General features: G+C 70.8%; 9 protein-coding genes, 1 pseudogene and 1 riboswitch. Of the genes and pseudogenes, 5 read left to right on the top strand and 5 right to left on the bottom strand.

Features of this window, described 5'->3' with window-relative positions:
* Nucleotides 1-528: SDR family NAD(P)-dependent oxidoreductase (locus VGL85_RS21230; protein ID WP_331591034.1), on the top strand; the 528-nt coding region annotated here is incomplete at its 5' end.
* 3 nt (nucleotides 529-531) lie between these two features.
* On the opposite strand, the gene VGL85_RS21225 is transcribed toward VGL85_RS21230, so the two are convergent.
* On the bottom strand, nucleotides 532-1,509 hold the full coding sequence (locus VGL85_RS21225; RefSeq protein WP_331591033.1) for a dienelactone hydrolase: 978 nt from the start codon (nucleotides 1,507-1,509) through the stop codon (nucleotides 532-534).
* Nucleotides 1,510-1,577: 68 nt separating this feature from the next.
* Here VGL85_RS21225 and VGL85_RS21220 point away from each other — a divergent pair, with 68 nt between their 5' ends.
* The 4 genes from VGL85_RS21220 to VGL85_RS21205 all read left to right on the top strand — a co-directional run bounded on the left by VGL85_RS21220 (nucleotide 1,578) and on the right by VGL85_RS21205 (nucleotide 9,701).
* Complete coding sequence (locus VGL85_RS21220) at nucleotides 1,578-2,177, top strand: TetR/AcrR family transcriptional regulator (RefSeq protein ID WP_331591032.1); 600 nt, start codon at nucleotides 1,578-1,580, stop codon at nucleotides 2,175-2,177.
* Nucleotides 2,178-2,272: 95 nt separating this feature from the next.
* Complete coding sequence (locus VGL85_RS21215; RefSeq protein ID WP_331591031.1) at nucleotides 2,273-3,427, top strand: AI-2E family transporter; 1,155 nt, start codon at nucleotides 2,273-2,275, stop codon at nucleotides 3,425-3,427.
* 242 nt (nucleotides 3,428-3,669) lie between these two features.
* Entirely contained in the window at nucleotides 3,670-8,511 is a 4,842-nt protein-coding gene (locus tag VGL85_RS21210; RefSeq protein ID WP_331591030.1) for an NAD-glutamate dehydrogenase, read from the top strand.
* On the top strand, nucleotides 8,508-9,701 hold the full coding sequence (locus VGL85_RS21205) for a serine hydrolase domain-containing protein (protein WP_331591029.1): 1,194 nt from the start codon (nucleotides 8,508-8,510) through the stop codon (nucleotides 9,699-9,701). The genes VGL85_RS21210 and VGL85_RS21205 overlap by 4 nt, the downstream gene beginning before the upstream one ends.
* On the opposite strand, the gene purH is transcribed toward VGL85_RS21205, so the two are convergent.
* The 4 genes and pseudogenes from purH to VGL85_RS21185 all read right to left on the bottom strand — a co-directional run.
* A complete protein-coding gene (gene purH, locus VGL85_RS21200) occupies nucleotides 9,673-11,283 on the bottom strand; it encodes a bifunctional phosphoribosylaminoimidazolecarboxamide formyltransferase/IMP cyclohydrolase (RefSeq protein ID WP_331591027.1) in 1,611 nt (536 codons plus the stop codon). The genes VGL85_RS21205 and purH overlap by 29 nt on opposite strands.
* Before the next feature lie 23 nt (nucleotides 11,284-11,306).
* A riboswitch (ZMP/ZTP riboswitch) is annotated at nucleotides 11,307-11,393 on the bottom strand.
* A gap of 6 nt (nucleotides 11,394-11,399) precedes the next feature.
* Complete coding sequence (locus VGL85_RS21195) at nucleotides 11,400-13,175, bottom strand: heparinase II/III family protein (RefSeq protein ID WP_331591026.1); 1,776 nt, start codon at nucleotides 13,173-13,175, stop codon at nucleotides 11,400-11,402.
* Between the two features lie 17 nt (nucleotides 13,176-13,192).
* Nucleotides 13,193-13,858, bottom strand: coding sequence for a ribulose-phosphate 3-epimerase (rpe, locus tag VGL85_RS21190; protein WP_331591025.1), 666 nt, complete (start codon nucleotides 13,856-13,858; stop codon nucleotides 13,193-13,195).
* A 47-nt stretch (nucleotides 13,859-13,905) separates the two neighbouring features.
* A pseudogene (locus VGL85_RS21185) lies at nucleotides 13,906-13,983 on the bottom strand (phosphoribosyl-ATP pyrophosphatase); the annotation flags it as partial.

Here is a 13,983-nt window from a genome sequence, read left to right as displayed (position 1 = left end):
TGCGCCGGCACCGGCAACGCCGCCAAGACCGCCAGCCGCGACAAGCAGACCGGCGAGACCAAGCACTTCCCGCTCGACGCCTTCAACCTGATCATCCAGATCAACCTGGTCGGCACCTTCCGCTGCATCGCCAAGTCGGCGAAGGGCATGCTTGACCTGGAGCCGGTCGACGGCGAGCGCGGGGCCATCGTCAACACCGCCTCGGTCGCCGCCGAGGACGGCCAGATGGGCCAGGCGGCCTATTCCGCCTCCAAGGGCGGCATCGTCGGCATGACCCTGCCCATCGCCCGCGACCTGGCCGGCGACGGAATCCGGGTGAACACCATCCTGCCCGGCATCTTCAACACGCCGCTCATGCAGTTCGCCCCGCCGCAGGTGAAGGACGCGCTGGCCGCCTCCGTGCCGTTCCCCAAGCGCCTCGGCGACGCGCCGGAATACGCCCAACTCGCGCTGACCATGATCACCAACGGCTACTTCAACGGCGAGGACGTCCGCCTCGACGGCGCGATCCGCATGGCGCCGCGGTAGCCTCTACCGCAGCGTCTTCTCGAAGAACCGCACCACGGCGGCGTTGAAGGTCTTGTGGAAGGCCGCGCGATCGATGTTGTCGGCGCAGATCATCGGGACCGCCTTGGCGAGCGCGGCGCTGCACGGCGCCATGAAGTCGAAATGATCGGCGGCGGGGACCACATGGTACTCCGCCTTCGGCAGCAGATCATGGACCACCTGGGCGTAGTAGGGCTGCGGCAGGACCGTGTCCCATTCCGCGCGCCACAGCTGCACCGGGACCGTCACCTTGGCCAGGCCGCCCGGGGCGAAGGTGAAGCCCAGAGCCGGAGCCGCCGCCACGGCGGCCTTGATGCGCGGGTCGTGCTCGACCGGCGCCGGCGGCGTCGGGTTGGATGTCTGGGACGCGGCGCCGAACTGGCGCTGCAGGGCGCAGTCGAAGAAGTGCGGGTGCTCGGCGCAGTGCCGGACCGCCAGCGCCATGTCCGGCTCGCCGCCGATCGCGCCCAGCACCGTGAAGCCGCCGGACGAGAAACCGAAGGCGCCGACCTTGCCCGCATCCACCGCGTCGCGGCCGCGCCAGTCGTGGGTCATGTAGTCGATCACCCGCGACAGCTGCGCCGGGCGCTCGGTGATGCGGAGCGAACGGCTGCGATCGCCCACGGTGTCGCCGGTATGGGTCGGCGCGGCCACGATGAAGCCGGCCGCCGCCAGGGCGCGGGCGGTGTCGTAGTGGTCGGCGTTGGACCCGCCCGTGCCATGGGAAATGACGATCAGCGGGTGGCCGTGGCCGACGACCGGCGCGCCCGTCGCCACGGACTGGGTGTAGAGGCCGAGGGGGGTGGGTCGCTCCGGCGCGGCGGCCGGATACCAGATGGTCACCGCCAGCGGCTTGTCTCCGGGAACGGGCGCGCTGGCGGTCTCGAAGCCGACGCTCGCCCCGGCCGGCGTCGCCTGGGTCAGAACCGTCACCGCCACGAATGCGGTCAGGGCCTTCATCATGGTCGCTCCCTTTTGTTGTAAGCGTCGCTAACATTGCGACTCGATGTTAGCTGTGTCAACATAAGATCATGGCGACCCAGCGCGGCTATCATCACGGCGACTTGCGGGCGGCCCTGATCGCGGCGGCGGCGGCGGCCGTCGAGGCGGGCGGGCCGGAGGCGGTTTCCCTACGCGACCTCGCCCAGTCGCTGGGCGTCTCGACCGCCGCGCCCTACCGCCACTTTCTGGACCGCCGCGCCCTGCTGGACGAGGTGGCGGCCCTGGGTTTCGCCGAGCTGGCCAAGGCCTACCAGCGCGCCCAGGCCGACGCACCCGATCCGCAAGCGGCGCTGCGCGAAACCGCCAAGGCCTACCTGACCCTGGCCTTCGGCCGGCCGGGGCTGTTCCGGATGATGTTCGCCAGCGACCTGGTGGACGCGGCCGACGCGCCGACCAGCCTGCTTTCCGCGGCGCGCGAGGCCTGGGAAGGGCTCTACCACGCGGTCACCGCCGCCGATCCGCAAGCCGACCTGGCGAGCGTCAAGCGCCGCACGATCACCGGCTGGGCGACCCTGCACGGCTTCATCACCCTGGTGCAGGGCGGCCGGCTGAAGGGCTTCATGACCGAGCCGCTGAGCGAGGCTGAACTCTTGGAAGCCATCCTCGACAAGACGCTCGGCGAAGGTTGAACCGCGCGCGAGCTGCGCGAAATCGGGCAAACCGCCTCCCCTTCGCGCTCGAAGCGGGGTAGGGATCGCCCGAAAGGCCCAAACGCCAAAGCTCGATGCCCACCGCGCCAGCCCCAATCCGCGAGTCCGCCATCGCCCGCAACGCCCTGGTCGTGCTGGCGGTGCTCGCCAGCGGGGCGACGCTCTACTGGCTGGCGCCGATCCTCACGCCGCTCGCGCTGGCCCTGTTCCTGGCGGTGATGGTCGACGGCTTCGCCCGCGTCCTGAACCAGCGCCTGACGGCCTTGCCCAAGCGCGCCGCCCTGCCGCTGGCGCTGGTGCTGTCCATCCTGCTGTTCGGCGGCACCGCCTTCTTCGTGGCGATCAACGCCACCTCCTTCGTCAGCCAGCTCCTGAACTATGCGCCCAAGCTGGACGCCATCATCGCCCACATCGCCGTCATGGCCGGGGTGAAGAACCCGCCGACGGCGCTGGACCTGATCAAGGGCCTCGACCCCACCACCTACCTGGGCCTGGCCGCTCGCGCGGTGCAGGACTTCGCCTCGACCTCGCTGTTCGTCCTGGTCTACCTGGGCCTGATCCTGGCCTCGCGCTCGGGCTGGGACCGCAAGGCCATCGGCCTGTTCCACAACCGCGAGGAGCGGCAGGACGCGGTGGTCACCTTCCTGCGCATCCGCGACGGGGTGGAGCGCTACCTGTTCGTCCAGACGATCACCGGCCTGATGGTGGCGGGCCTGAGCTGGGCCGCCATGGCCGCCGTCGGGCTGCACGACAGCCTGCTCTGGGCGCTGCTGATCTTCCTGGCGGTCTATATCCCGGTGGCCGGCGGCGTCTTCGCCGGCTGCGCCCCGCCGCTGTTCGCCCTGGTGCAGTTCGACGGCTACGCCCGCGCGGTCGTGCTGCTCGCCGCCCTCCAGGCGATCGGGGTGATCATCGGCAATGTGGTCTACCCGCGGATGCAGGGGCGCAGCCTCAACATCGACCCGGTGGTGGTGCTGGTCTCGCTGGCCTTCTGGAGCGCCATCTGGGGCGTCACCGGCGCCTTTCTTTCGACGCCGCTGACCGTCATGGCCATGGTCATCCTGGCGCAGTTCGACGGAAGCCGGTGGATCGCCGTGATCCTTTCGGCCAACGGCGATCCGCAACAGCTTAAGAACAAGATGCCGAACGAACCGCCCGACGTCGCCGACCCGCCGCCTTCCAAAGGCCCCGCGTCCTCGGCCCGGCGCGCCGTCGCCAAGAGCGCTTGATACGAACGCCTAAGTCAAAGGGTCTTCAACTTGCGAAATCGGTTCCTATCTATGGTGGGCCCCGGGGCGAAGCGCTCCGGTGACTGGACCCGCAACCCCCCAAGCCTGCGGACCCAGCGAGCAGCGAGCGTTCCGCCGCCCCCCCACGGCGGAACCAAACGGCGCCGGACACTCTCCTCCGGCGCCGTCCTCGTATCGGCCTCCTGCGACCTGTCGGCCGCCTTCGACCTGGGGGGCGCGCGATGAACGCCGTCATCGTCAACGGGACCCTCACCAAGGCCATCATGGGCGCGCTGAAAGGCGACCCGGCCCTGAAGGACGCCAAGGCCTTCGCCGCCCAGGCCGCCGCCGACGCCGCGCCTGAGGAACTGCCCGAACTCTCCACCGCGGGGCTCGCCGCCAACCTGGCCGACTTCTGGCGCTTCGGCGAACGCCGCCGCGGCCGCGCGCCGATGATCCGCATCGTGCGCGCCATCGGCCAGGAGACCCGCCTCGATCGGCTGGAGATCGTGCAGGACGACGCGCCCTTCCTGGTCGACTCGATCATGGGCGAGATCGCCGACCAGGGGCTTTCGGTCCGCGCGCTCTTCCATCCCATCGTCGAGGTGCAACGCGACCGCACCGGCATGCGCGGCGGAAGCGGTGTCCCGCATCGCGAGTCGATGATCCAGGTGATCCTGGATTCGGTCGGCGCCGACCGCGAGCACGCCCTGGTCGCCGGCCTCGCCGAGACCCTAAAGGACGTCCGCGCCGCCGTGGACGACTTCCCATCGATGCTTGAGCTGATGGGCAGGACCCTGGCCGAGCTGCAGCTGCACCCGACCCGCGCCTCCAGCGAGGACATCGCCTTCCTGAGCTGGCTGCAGGCCGAGGAGTTCGTCTTCCTGGGCGCCCGGGTCTACGAATATCCGCGGCTGAAGAACGGCGACTACGCCGCCGAGGAGCCGCTCTACCAAGCCACCGACGGCCTGGGCGTGTTGCGCGACCCCTCGCGCACCGTCCTGCGCCGCGCCAACGAGCCGGCGATCCTGCTTGGCAAGGTCAAGGACCGGCTGCTCACCGACCCGGCGCTGACCGTCGCCAAGTCCAACGTCCGCTCCAGGGTCCACCGGCGCGGCTACATGGATTACGTGGGGATCAAACGCTACGACGCCCAGGACCGCCCGGTGGGCGAGGTCCGCTTCGTGGGCCTGTTCACCGCCGAGGCCTACGACCAGCCGGCGCATCTAGTGCCGCTGATCCGCGAGAAGGTCGCCAATGTCCTCAAGCGCGCCGACATGGCGCCCGGCAGCCACAACGAAAAGCGCCTGAAGACCATCGTCGAGAACCACCCGCGCGACGAGCTCTTCCAGATGACCGAGGATGACCTGTTGCGCGTGGCGCTGGGCATCCTGCACCTGAACGATCGGCCCCGCGTGCGGCTGTTCGAGCGCCGCGATCCCTTCGACCGCTTCGCCTCGCTGCTGCTGTTCCTGCCGCGCGACCAGTACGATTCCGAGCTGGCGGACCGGGCCGGCAAGATCCTGGCCAGCGCCTATCGCGGGCGGGTCTCGGCCTCCTACCCCAGCTTCTCCGACGCGCCCCTGGCGCGGGTGCACTACATCATCGGCTTCTCGCCGGGCGAGCACGAGAACCCCGATCTGCGCGGCCTAGAGAGCGCCATCGCCGAGGCCGCCCGCACCTGGGAGGACCGCTTCGAATCCGTCGTGCGCGGGTCAGGCCGCACCTCCACCGAGGTGACCGAGACGCTCGGCCGCTACCGCGAGGCCTTCCCGGCCGGCTACCGCGACCGCTTCGCGCCGGAGGAGGCCCTGGCCGACCTGGCCGTGATCGACGCCATGGCCGACGACCAGCCGGTGTGCGTGCGCGCCTATCGCAGCCCGGCCGACAACGCCGTGCAGTTCCGCTTCAAGCTCTACCGCCGCGGCCTGCCCGCGCCACTGGCCGACGTGCTGCCGATCCTAGACAACATGGGGCTGAAGGCCATCGCCGAGGCCGGCTTCCCGGTCTGCCGCCCGCGCCAGCCGGCCATCTGGGTGCACGACTTCGAGATCGAGGACCCGCGCGGCGCGAACCTGGTGTTCGCCGACCTGAAGGCCGCCTTCGAGGACGCCGTGGTCGCCGTCTGGACCGGCCGCACCGAGAACGACGGCTTCAACCGCCTGGTGATGGAGCTGTCGCTGCCCTGGCGGGACGCGGCCCTGATGCGCGCGCTCTGCCGCCATCGCCAGCAGTCGGGGCTGGATCCCAGCCAGCGCGTGCAGGAGGAAACCCTGGCCGCCCACCCGGCGGTGACCGGGCTGATCCTCGACCTGTTCCGCGCCAAGTTCGATCCGGCGTCGGGCGAAAGCCTGGACGCCCGGCGCACGCGCGCCGGGGCGCTGATGGGCGAGATCGTGGACGCCCTGCAGGACGTCGAAAGCCTCGATGAGGACCGCGTGCTGCGGCGGTTGGCGTTGCTGGTCCAGGCGGCCCAGCGGACCAACTTCTACCAGCCGGCCGAAGATGGCGGACCCAAGCCCTACATCTCCTTCAAGGTGGCTTCGGGCGAACTCGCCGACCTGCCGCTGCCCAAGCCCTACCGCGAGATCTTCGTCTGGGGCGTGGGCGTCGAGGGCGTCCACCTGCGCTTCGGCCCGGTGGCGCGCGGCGGCCTGCGCTGGAGCGACCGGCGCGACGACTTCCGCACCGAGGTGCTGGGGCTGGTGAAGGCCCAGCAGGTGAAGAACGCGGTGATCGTGCCCGTCGGCTCCAAGGGCGGCTTCTATCCGAAGCAGCTGCCCAAGGGCGGGACCCGCGCCGAGGTCCAGGCCGAGGGCATCAGCGCCTACAAGACCTTCCTCTACGGCCTGCTGGACATCACCGACAACCTGGCGCCCGACGGCAAGGTGATCCGGCCCACTCAAGTCATCGCCTTCGACGGCGACGACCCCTACCTGGTGGTGGCCGCCGACAAGGGCACGGCCACCTTCTCCGACATCGCCAACGGCGTGGCCGAAGACTACGGCTTCTGGCTGGGCGACGCCTTCGCCTCCGGGGGCTCGGCCGGTTACGACCACAAGGTCATGGGCATCACTGCCCGCGGCGCGTGGGAGGCCGTGAAGCGCCACTTCCGCGAGCTCGGCAAGGACATTCAGGCCGAGCCCTTCACCGTCGTCGGCTGCGGCGACATGTCGGGCGACGTGTTCGGCAACGGCATGCTGCTGTCCAAGCAGACCAGGCTGCTGGCCGCCTTCGACCACCGCGACATCTTCCTCGACCCCGATCCGGACCCGGCCAAGACCTGGACCGAGCGCAAGCGGATGTTCGACCTGCCGACCTCGTCCTGGCAGGACTACGACAAGAAGCTGATCTCCAAGGGCGGCGGCATCTTTTCGCGGAGCCTGAAGTCCATCCCGCTCTCGGGCCAGGTGAAGGCCATGCTGGGAGTCAGGGCCGACACCATGGCGCCCACCGAGCTGATCAACGCCATCCTGAAGGCGCCCGCCGAACTGCTCTACCTGGGCGGCATCGGCACCTATGTGAAGGCGCAGGGCCAAGCCAACGCCGACGTGGGCGACAAGGCCAATGACGCGGTGCGCGTCAACGGCGTGGACCTTCGCGTGAAGGTCGTGGGCGAAGGCGCGAACCTGGGGCTGACACAAGCCGGCCGCATCGAGTTCGCCATGGCGGGTGGGCACATCGACACCGACGCCATCGACAATTCGGCAGGCGTCGACACGTCTGATCACGAGGTCAACATCAAGATCCTCACCGGCATGCTGGAGCGCACCGGCGAGCTCACCCGCAAGAAGCGCGACGCGCTGCTGCAGTCGATGACCGACGACGTGGCTAGCCACGTGCTGGCGCACAACTACGACCAGACCCTGGCGCTCTCGCTGATGGAGATGGACGCGCTGGGCGAAATGGCGCCCTACGCCCAGTTCATGGGCGAGCTGGTCCAGGCCGGGCGGCTGGACGTCAACGTCGAGGGCCTGCCCGACGGCCCCGGCATGGCCGAGCGCCTGGCCGCCGGCAAGCCGCTGACGCGGCCGGAGCTGGCGGTGCTGCTGGCTTACGGCAAGCTGGAGCTGAAGCGCGAAATCGTCGCCAGCGAGGCGCCGGACGACCCGTTCTTCGAGCGGCTCCTGGAGCACTACTTCCCCAAGCCCATGCGCAAGTGGGCCGAGCCCATGCGCCGCCACCGCCTGCGCCGCGACATCATCGCCACCGTGGTCGCCAACGACATCATCAACCGTTGTGGGCCCAGCTTCCCGGCGCGCCTGATGCCGGCGGCCGGCGCCGACGCGCGCGCCTTCACGGCGGGCTATGAGGCGGCCAAGGCGGTGCTTGGCGTGCCCGCGCTGTGGGACGCCGTCGCGGCCCTGGACGGCAGGATTCCGGCCGGCGGCCAGATGGCGCTGTTCCGGCGGATCGCCGCGGCCCTGCGCGGATCGACCTTCTGGCTGACCCGCCGCGCCGCGCGCGACAAGCTCGACGTGGACGCCCTGGTCAAGGCCTATGGGCCGAGCTTCCAAGGCCTGCTGAAACTGATGCCGGCCATCCTGTCGCCGATCGAACAGGCGCAGGTGGACGCCCGGATCCGCCAGCTCACCGAGGCCGGCGCGCCCGCCGACAAGGCCCGCGCCGTGGCCGTCCTGCAGCCGATGACCATCGCCGGCGACCTGGTCGACCTGGCCGACGCCTCCAGCTGGCCGCTGGCCAATGTCGCACGGCTCTACCACGCGGTGGGCGAGAGCTTCTGCTTCGACCGGGTGCGCCAGGCGGCGGGAGCCTATGCGGTGGGCGACACCTTCGAGCGGATGGCGCTTCGCCGCCTGATCGAGGATCTGCTCACCCAGCAGACCGATCTCACCCGCACCATCATGGCCTTCGCCGGCGGCTCCCAGGCCGGCGAGACCGCCGACCACGCCCGCGACGCGGCCTCGGCCTGGTCGGCGCTCAGGACCGACAAGGTGAGCGTGGCGCGCCGCACGATCGACGAGATCGAGGCCGCCGGCGCGTCCTGGACCTTCGCCAAGCTGACCATCGCCAACGCCGCCCTGCGCGAGCTGGCGGCGGACGGCGCCAAGCGCAAACGGTGAGGCGCGCCGCCATCGCCAGCATCGCGCTGGCTGTGGCCCTCGCAGCCACGGCCGCGCCGGCTGCGGCGCAGTCGCTGCGCACCCTCGACGGCAAGGCGTTCACCCCGGCCGGCGCCGACCGCAAGGTCCGCGCCCTGATGCAGGCCGGCCAGGTCCGGGGCCTGGCCGTGGCGCTGATCCGCGACGGCCGGGTGGCCTATCTACGCGGCTTCGGCGCCCGCGACGCCCGGGGCGATCCCCTGACCCCGGACACGGTGATGTACGCAGCCTCGCTCACCAAGGCGACCTTCGGGGTGCTGGTCATGCAGCTGGTCGCCGATGGCAAGGTCAACCTCGACCGGCCGATCGCGACCTATCTGCCCAAGCCGCTGCCAGACTATCCGAAGTACGCCGACCTCAAGGGCGACCCGCGCTGGCGTAAGCTCACCCTTCGCATCCTGCTCGACCACACCTCGGGCATCGCCAACTACCGCGGCCTCGAGCCGGACGGGAAGTTGCGCTTCCACCGCGATCCCGGCCGCCGCTTCGGCTACTCGGGCGAGGGGATCAACCTCGCCCAGTTCGTGCTGGAGGAGGGACTGAAGATCGACGTGGCCGCCGAGCTGCAGCGCCGCATCTTCGACCGCTACGAGATGAGCCGCACGGGCCTGACCTGGCGCGACGACTTCGCCGACAACGTCGCCGACAGCTTCCTGGCCGACGGCTCGGTCCAGCCCCACCAGCGCCGCGCCAGCGTGCGCGCCGCCGGCTCCATGGACACCACGCCGCGCGACTGGTCCCGCTTCCTGGCCGCCGTGGTGCGCGGCGAGCCCACGGGCCCCGAAGGCCTGCGCGAGATGATCCGGCCGCGGGTGTTCATCGACAGCGCCACGGAGTTCCCGAGCCTGACCGAGGAGACCACCGACGAGAACTACGCCATCCGCCTGGGCTATGGGGTGGGCTGGGGCGTCTACCAGAGCCCCTTCGGCCACGCCTTCTTCAAGGAGGGGCACGACGACGGGACGCAGAACTATGCGCTCTGCATCCAACAGCGCCGCTCCTGCATCCTGGTGATGTCCAACACCGACCGCGCCGAGGCGATCTTCAAGCCGCTGGTCGAGGCCCTGATGGGCGACGTCGCCCTGCCCTGGAAATGGGAAGGCTACACGCCCTACGACCAGCCTAGTGGCGGAACACCCGCACCCCGGTGAACACCATGGCCACGCCGCGTTCGTCGGCCGCCTCGATCACCGCCTTGTCGCCGATGGACCCGCCCGGCTGGATCACCGCGGTGCAGCCGGCGTCGGCCGCCTGGATCAGCCCGTCGGGGAACGGGAAGAAGGCTTCCGACGCGCAGGCGGAGCCTGTCAGGTCCAGGCCGAAATCGGCGGCGCGCAGGGCGGCGATCCGGGCGCTATCCTTGCGGTTCATCTGCCCCGCGCCGACACCCAGGGTCTGGCCGGCCCGCGCATAGACGATGGCATTCGATTTCACGTGCTTGGCGATGGTGAAGGCGAACAGCATGTCGCGCACCTCCGTCTCGGTGGGCGAGCGCTTGGTGACCACCTTCAGGTCGGCGGGCGTCATCCGCGCGTCGTCGCGGCCCTGGACCAGGAAGCCGCCGGCCACCGACTTGAAAGTCAGCCCCTTGGCCAGCGGATCGGGCAGGCCGTCGGTGGTGAGCAGGCGCACATTCTTCTTTTTCTTGAAGAGCTCCAGCGCGTCCTCGTCGACGCCGGGCGCGATCACCACCTCGGTCAGCAGCTTGAGGATCTCCTCGGTCGTCTTCGCATCCAGCCTGTGGTTGAAGGCGATGATGCCGCCGAAGGCGCTCACCGGGTCGCAGGCCAGCGCCCGCTCATAGGCCTCCAGCACGCTCTTGCCGGTCGCCACGCCGCAGGGGTTGGCGTGCTTGATGATCGCGCAGGCCGGCCCGGCCGCGGGGTCGAACTCGGCGATCAGCTCGAAGGCCGCGTCGGTGTCGTTGATGTTGTTGTAGCTGAGTTCCTTGCCCTGCCAGAGCCTGGCGGTGGCCACGCCGGTGCGCGGGTTCGGGAAGCGGTAGAAGGCCGCGGCCTGGTGCGGGTTCTCGCCATAGCGCATGGTCTGGACCAGCTCGCCGGCGAAGCTCTTGCGCTGCGGCCATTCCTCGCCCAGCGCCTGTGCGAACCAGGTCGAGATGGCGCTGTCATAGGCCGCCGTGCGCGCATAGGCCCGCGCCGCCAGCGACTTGCGCAACGAAAGGCTCGTGGTCCCGCCGTTCGCCTGGGCTTCGTCCAGCACCGCGCGCAGGTCGGCGATCTCGGTGCAGACGCAGACGTAGCCGTGGTTCTTGGCCGCCGAGCGGATCATCGCCGGGCCGCCGATGTCGATGTTCTCCACCGCCGTGGCGTAGTCGGCGCCCGTTGAGGTGGTCAGGGCGGCCACGGTGGCTTCGAACGGGTAGAGGTTCACATAGACGAGGTCGATGCCGCCGATGCCGTGCTCGGCCATGGCCTTGGCGTGCTCGGGCGCATCGCGCACGCCCAGAAGGCCGCCGTGGACGATGGGGTGCAGGGTCTTCACCCGGCCGTCCATCATCTCCGGGAAGCCGGTGAGTTCGGAGATGTCCTTCACCGCCAGGCCGGCGTCGGCGATCGCCTTGCGCGTGCCGCCGGTGGAGACCAGTTCCACCCCTAGGGCCACCAGCGTTTTGGCGGCTTCGATCAGGCCGGTCTTGTCGGAGACTGAGATCAGGGCGCGCTTCAGCGGCGCGCGGTCGGGTGACGGGGGAAAATCGGGAGCGGCAGGCATGGCATTCTCCTCTCGGATTGAAAGAGACATGCCCAGGCGCGCGGCGAAGATATGGTTCCGCGCTCCCCGGTGGTCGCCCACCTTGAAAATCGCCAGTCACGCGGAATGGCTGGGGCTTAGGCCGCGCCTTCCGGCTCGTCAACCGCCGCGCCCTCGACGATGCGGCTCTCCACGCGATCGTGAGCCGGCGACAGCTTCCAGCGCAGCTTGGCGCCGGCGTCGAGGCGGGCCTGGCCGCGCAGCACGATCTGCTGGCCGTGGCGCAGCTGGCCGTCCTCCTGGCAGATCGAGGGCTCCAGGCTGACGTCGGCGGCGTCGTTTCGCAGCCACCAGCCGGCGTCGTCGCCCTCGGCCTTGATCAGCACGCTCTTCTTGTCGCGGGCGATCAGGGCGCTGACCTGCGGCGCCAGGTGGAAGCGGACCACGAAGGGGATGAACCGGCGGCCCTCGGCGCCGCCGCGCTGGCGCAGCGGGATCAGCGCGTCCTCGCCCCGCACCTCGTCGATGTCTTCGCTGAGGTAGAGCTTGCGCCGGTGGATCAGGCCGAAGCGGTAGACCCAGCCGTCCTGGGCCGCCTCCAGCCACTGGGCGTCGCGTTCCACCTGGCGGCTGACCTCGGTCACCGCATAGGCGTCGCGCAGGCGCGGGCCCAGCACCTGGGCCGGAAACCCCTGCAGCGGCGTCCCGCAGGCCGCCTCGCCCAGGCAGGCGCAGGAGGCGGCCTCGGCCAGGCGCAGCGCCGCCGGCCCGGCGCCGGTCGGCGACCAGCCCGCGCCCACCACCAGCCGCTTGCCGCCGGCCAGGATCTCCAGCGCCAGCGGTTGGCCACAGGCGGCGAGGCTCCAGGCGCCCGGCGCGGGCGCGCCGGCGTCGGCCACGATCTGCAGCGCGCGGCCCTCCAGCCGGTGATAGCCGCCGCAGGTGTTGGGCGCCTCGCGGTCCGCCGCGCCATCCTGGGCGCGCGCCGCGGCGACATAGGCCGGCTCCAGGCTCTCGCCGCCCTGGAAGGCGGCCAGCCGCCCATCGGCCAGGGTGAAGACCCTGAGCGCACCGGCCAGCCGCTCGAGCGCCTGCATCATCTCCCAGGGCGCGGCCACGCCCAGCTGGGCCAGGGCGTCGTCCAGGACCTGCAGGTCGAAGAACAGCTCCAGCGCCGCCTGCGGGCTGCGGCTCGCGTGGCTCCCGTCGGGGCGCACCGTCGCGGCCAGCCGGCCCGGCAGCCGCCGGAGCGCCCGGTCCAGCAGCCCCTCGCCCGCCGCGCCGCCGAGCGTCGCCCCGGCGATCGCAGCGACCACCGCCCGCTCCGCCGCCCGCAGCGGGCCGTCGTTCAGGGCCAGCAGGTAGCGCGCCTGGCGGGCCAGGTCGGATGCGATCTGGTCGGCCTCGGCGTCGGACGCCGGGCCGCTGAGCGCGCTTGCCGCGCAGGCCAGGTTGTACACCCGGCGCTCCAGGATCGGCCCGTCCCAGGCGAAGCGGTTCCAGTCGCCGAACAGCCGGCGCCAGCCCAGCGTCAGGCGCAGCGCCTCCCAGGCGCCGGGCTCGCCATGGACCGTCAGGTCCTTCAGCCAGCCGAAACCGTGCAGGGCGGCGGCGAAGCGGCGGTTGGGGCTCGGCCGGTCCCAGGGGTCGCCGCGCGGTCCCATGGTCAGGGTCTCGCCGCCCAGGACGAAGCCGCCCGCCAGGATGCGCCGCCCCGCCTCCGGGTCCGGTGGGCGAAGGTCGCGCGGATGGGCGGCCAGGCCCTCGGGCTCGGGCCGGTCCAGCAGGGCCAGGTTCAGGGCCGAGGCGCGCCACTCGACGCCCGGCCGCTTCAGCGCGCCGGCCAGGGCGGCGTAGAGCGGATAGCCGATCGAAAGCCGGTCGAGGATGCTGGACAGGGCCGACGCGGGCATCGGCGCGCCCCCGCCCGTCAGGCGCCGCGCAGGGCGGCGATGTTGGCGGCGTAGGCCATGGGGCCGCCCCGGAACACCGCCGTGCCCGCCACCAGCGCCGTGGCGCCGGCCTCGACGCACAGCTTCGCCGTCTCCGGCGTCACCCCGCCGTCCACCTCCAGCGGGATGTCGCGGCCGGTCTCGTCGATCATCGCCCGGAGCGCCGAGATCTTGGCGAGCTGCGAGGGCATGAATGTCTGGCCGCCGAAGCCAGGATTGATCGACATCACCAGCACCTGGTCGACGTCGTCCATCATCCAGCGGATCACCGAGGGGTCGGTCGAGGGGTTGAACACCACGCCCGCCTTGGCTCCCAGCTTGCGGATGTGCCGCAGGCTGCGGTTGAGGTGCGGCCCGGCCTCCGGGTGGATCAGCAAATGGTCGGCGCCCGCGTCCCGGAACGCCTCCAGATAGGGATCGACCGGCGAGATCATCAGGTGGACGTCCACGGGGATCGTCACATGCGGCTTAATCGCCTTCACCACCTCCGGGCCGATGGTGATGTTGGGCACGAAGTGACCGTCCATGACGTCCACGTGCAGCCAGTCCGCGCCGGCCGCCTGCACCGCCTCGCCTTCCTCGCCCAGCTTGGCGAAGTCGGCCGACAGGATCGAGGGCGCGATGATCGTCGCTCGTTGGGGCATGGTTTTGAGTTAGCCCGTGTGACCCGGCCGGCGCAAGGCGGGGCGCCTCAGCTCTTCGGCCGTGACGCCTTCTCGGCGATGCCGGAGGTTCCCTCGCGGGCCTCCAGCTTGGCGGCCACCGCGTC

This window comes from Phenylobacterium sp. (assembly GCF_036501465.1).
In the GTDB taxonomy this organism is placed as follows: Bacteria; Pseudomonadota; Alphaproteobacteria; order Caulobacterales; family Caulobacteraceae; genus Phenylobacterium.
Note: the sequence above shows the minus strand (reverse complement) of the source record. Positions and strands in the feature narration are given on the sequence as shown.

Coding starts and splice junctions, on each gene's coding strand:
- VGL85_RS21220 (WP_331591032.1), top strand. CDS start 1,578: ATGGCGACCCAGCGCGGCTATCATCACGGCGACTTGCGGGCGGCCCTG.
- VGL85_RS21215 (WP_331591031.1), top strand. CDS start 2,273: ATGCCCACCGCGCCAGCCCCAATCCGCGAGTCCGCCATCGCCCGCAAC.
- purH (WP_331591027.1), bottom strand. CDS start 11,283: ATGCCTGCCGCTCCCGATTTTCCCCCGTCACCCGACCGCGCGCCGCTG.
- VGL85_RS21195 (WP_331591026.1), bottom strand. CDS start 13,175: ATGCCCGCGTCGGCCCTGTCCAGCATCCTCGACCGGCTTTCGATCGGC.
- VGL85_RS21210 (WP_331591030.1), top strand. CDS start 3,670: ATGAACGCCGTCATCGTCAACGGGACCCTCACCAAGGCCATCATGGGC.
- rpe (WP_331591025.1), bottom strand. CDS start 13,858: ATGCCCCAACGAGCGACGATCATCGCGCCCTCGATCCTGTCGGCCGAC.
- VGL85_RS21225 (WP_331591033.1), bottom strand. CDS start 1,509: ATGATGAAGGCCCTGACCGCATTCGTGGCGGTGACGGTTCTGACCCAG.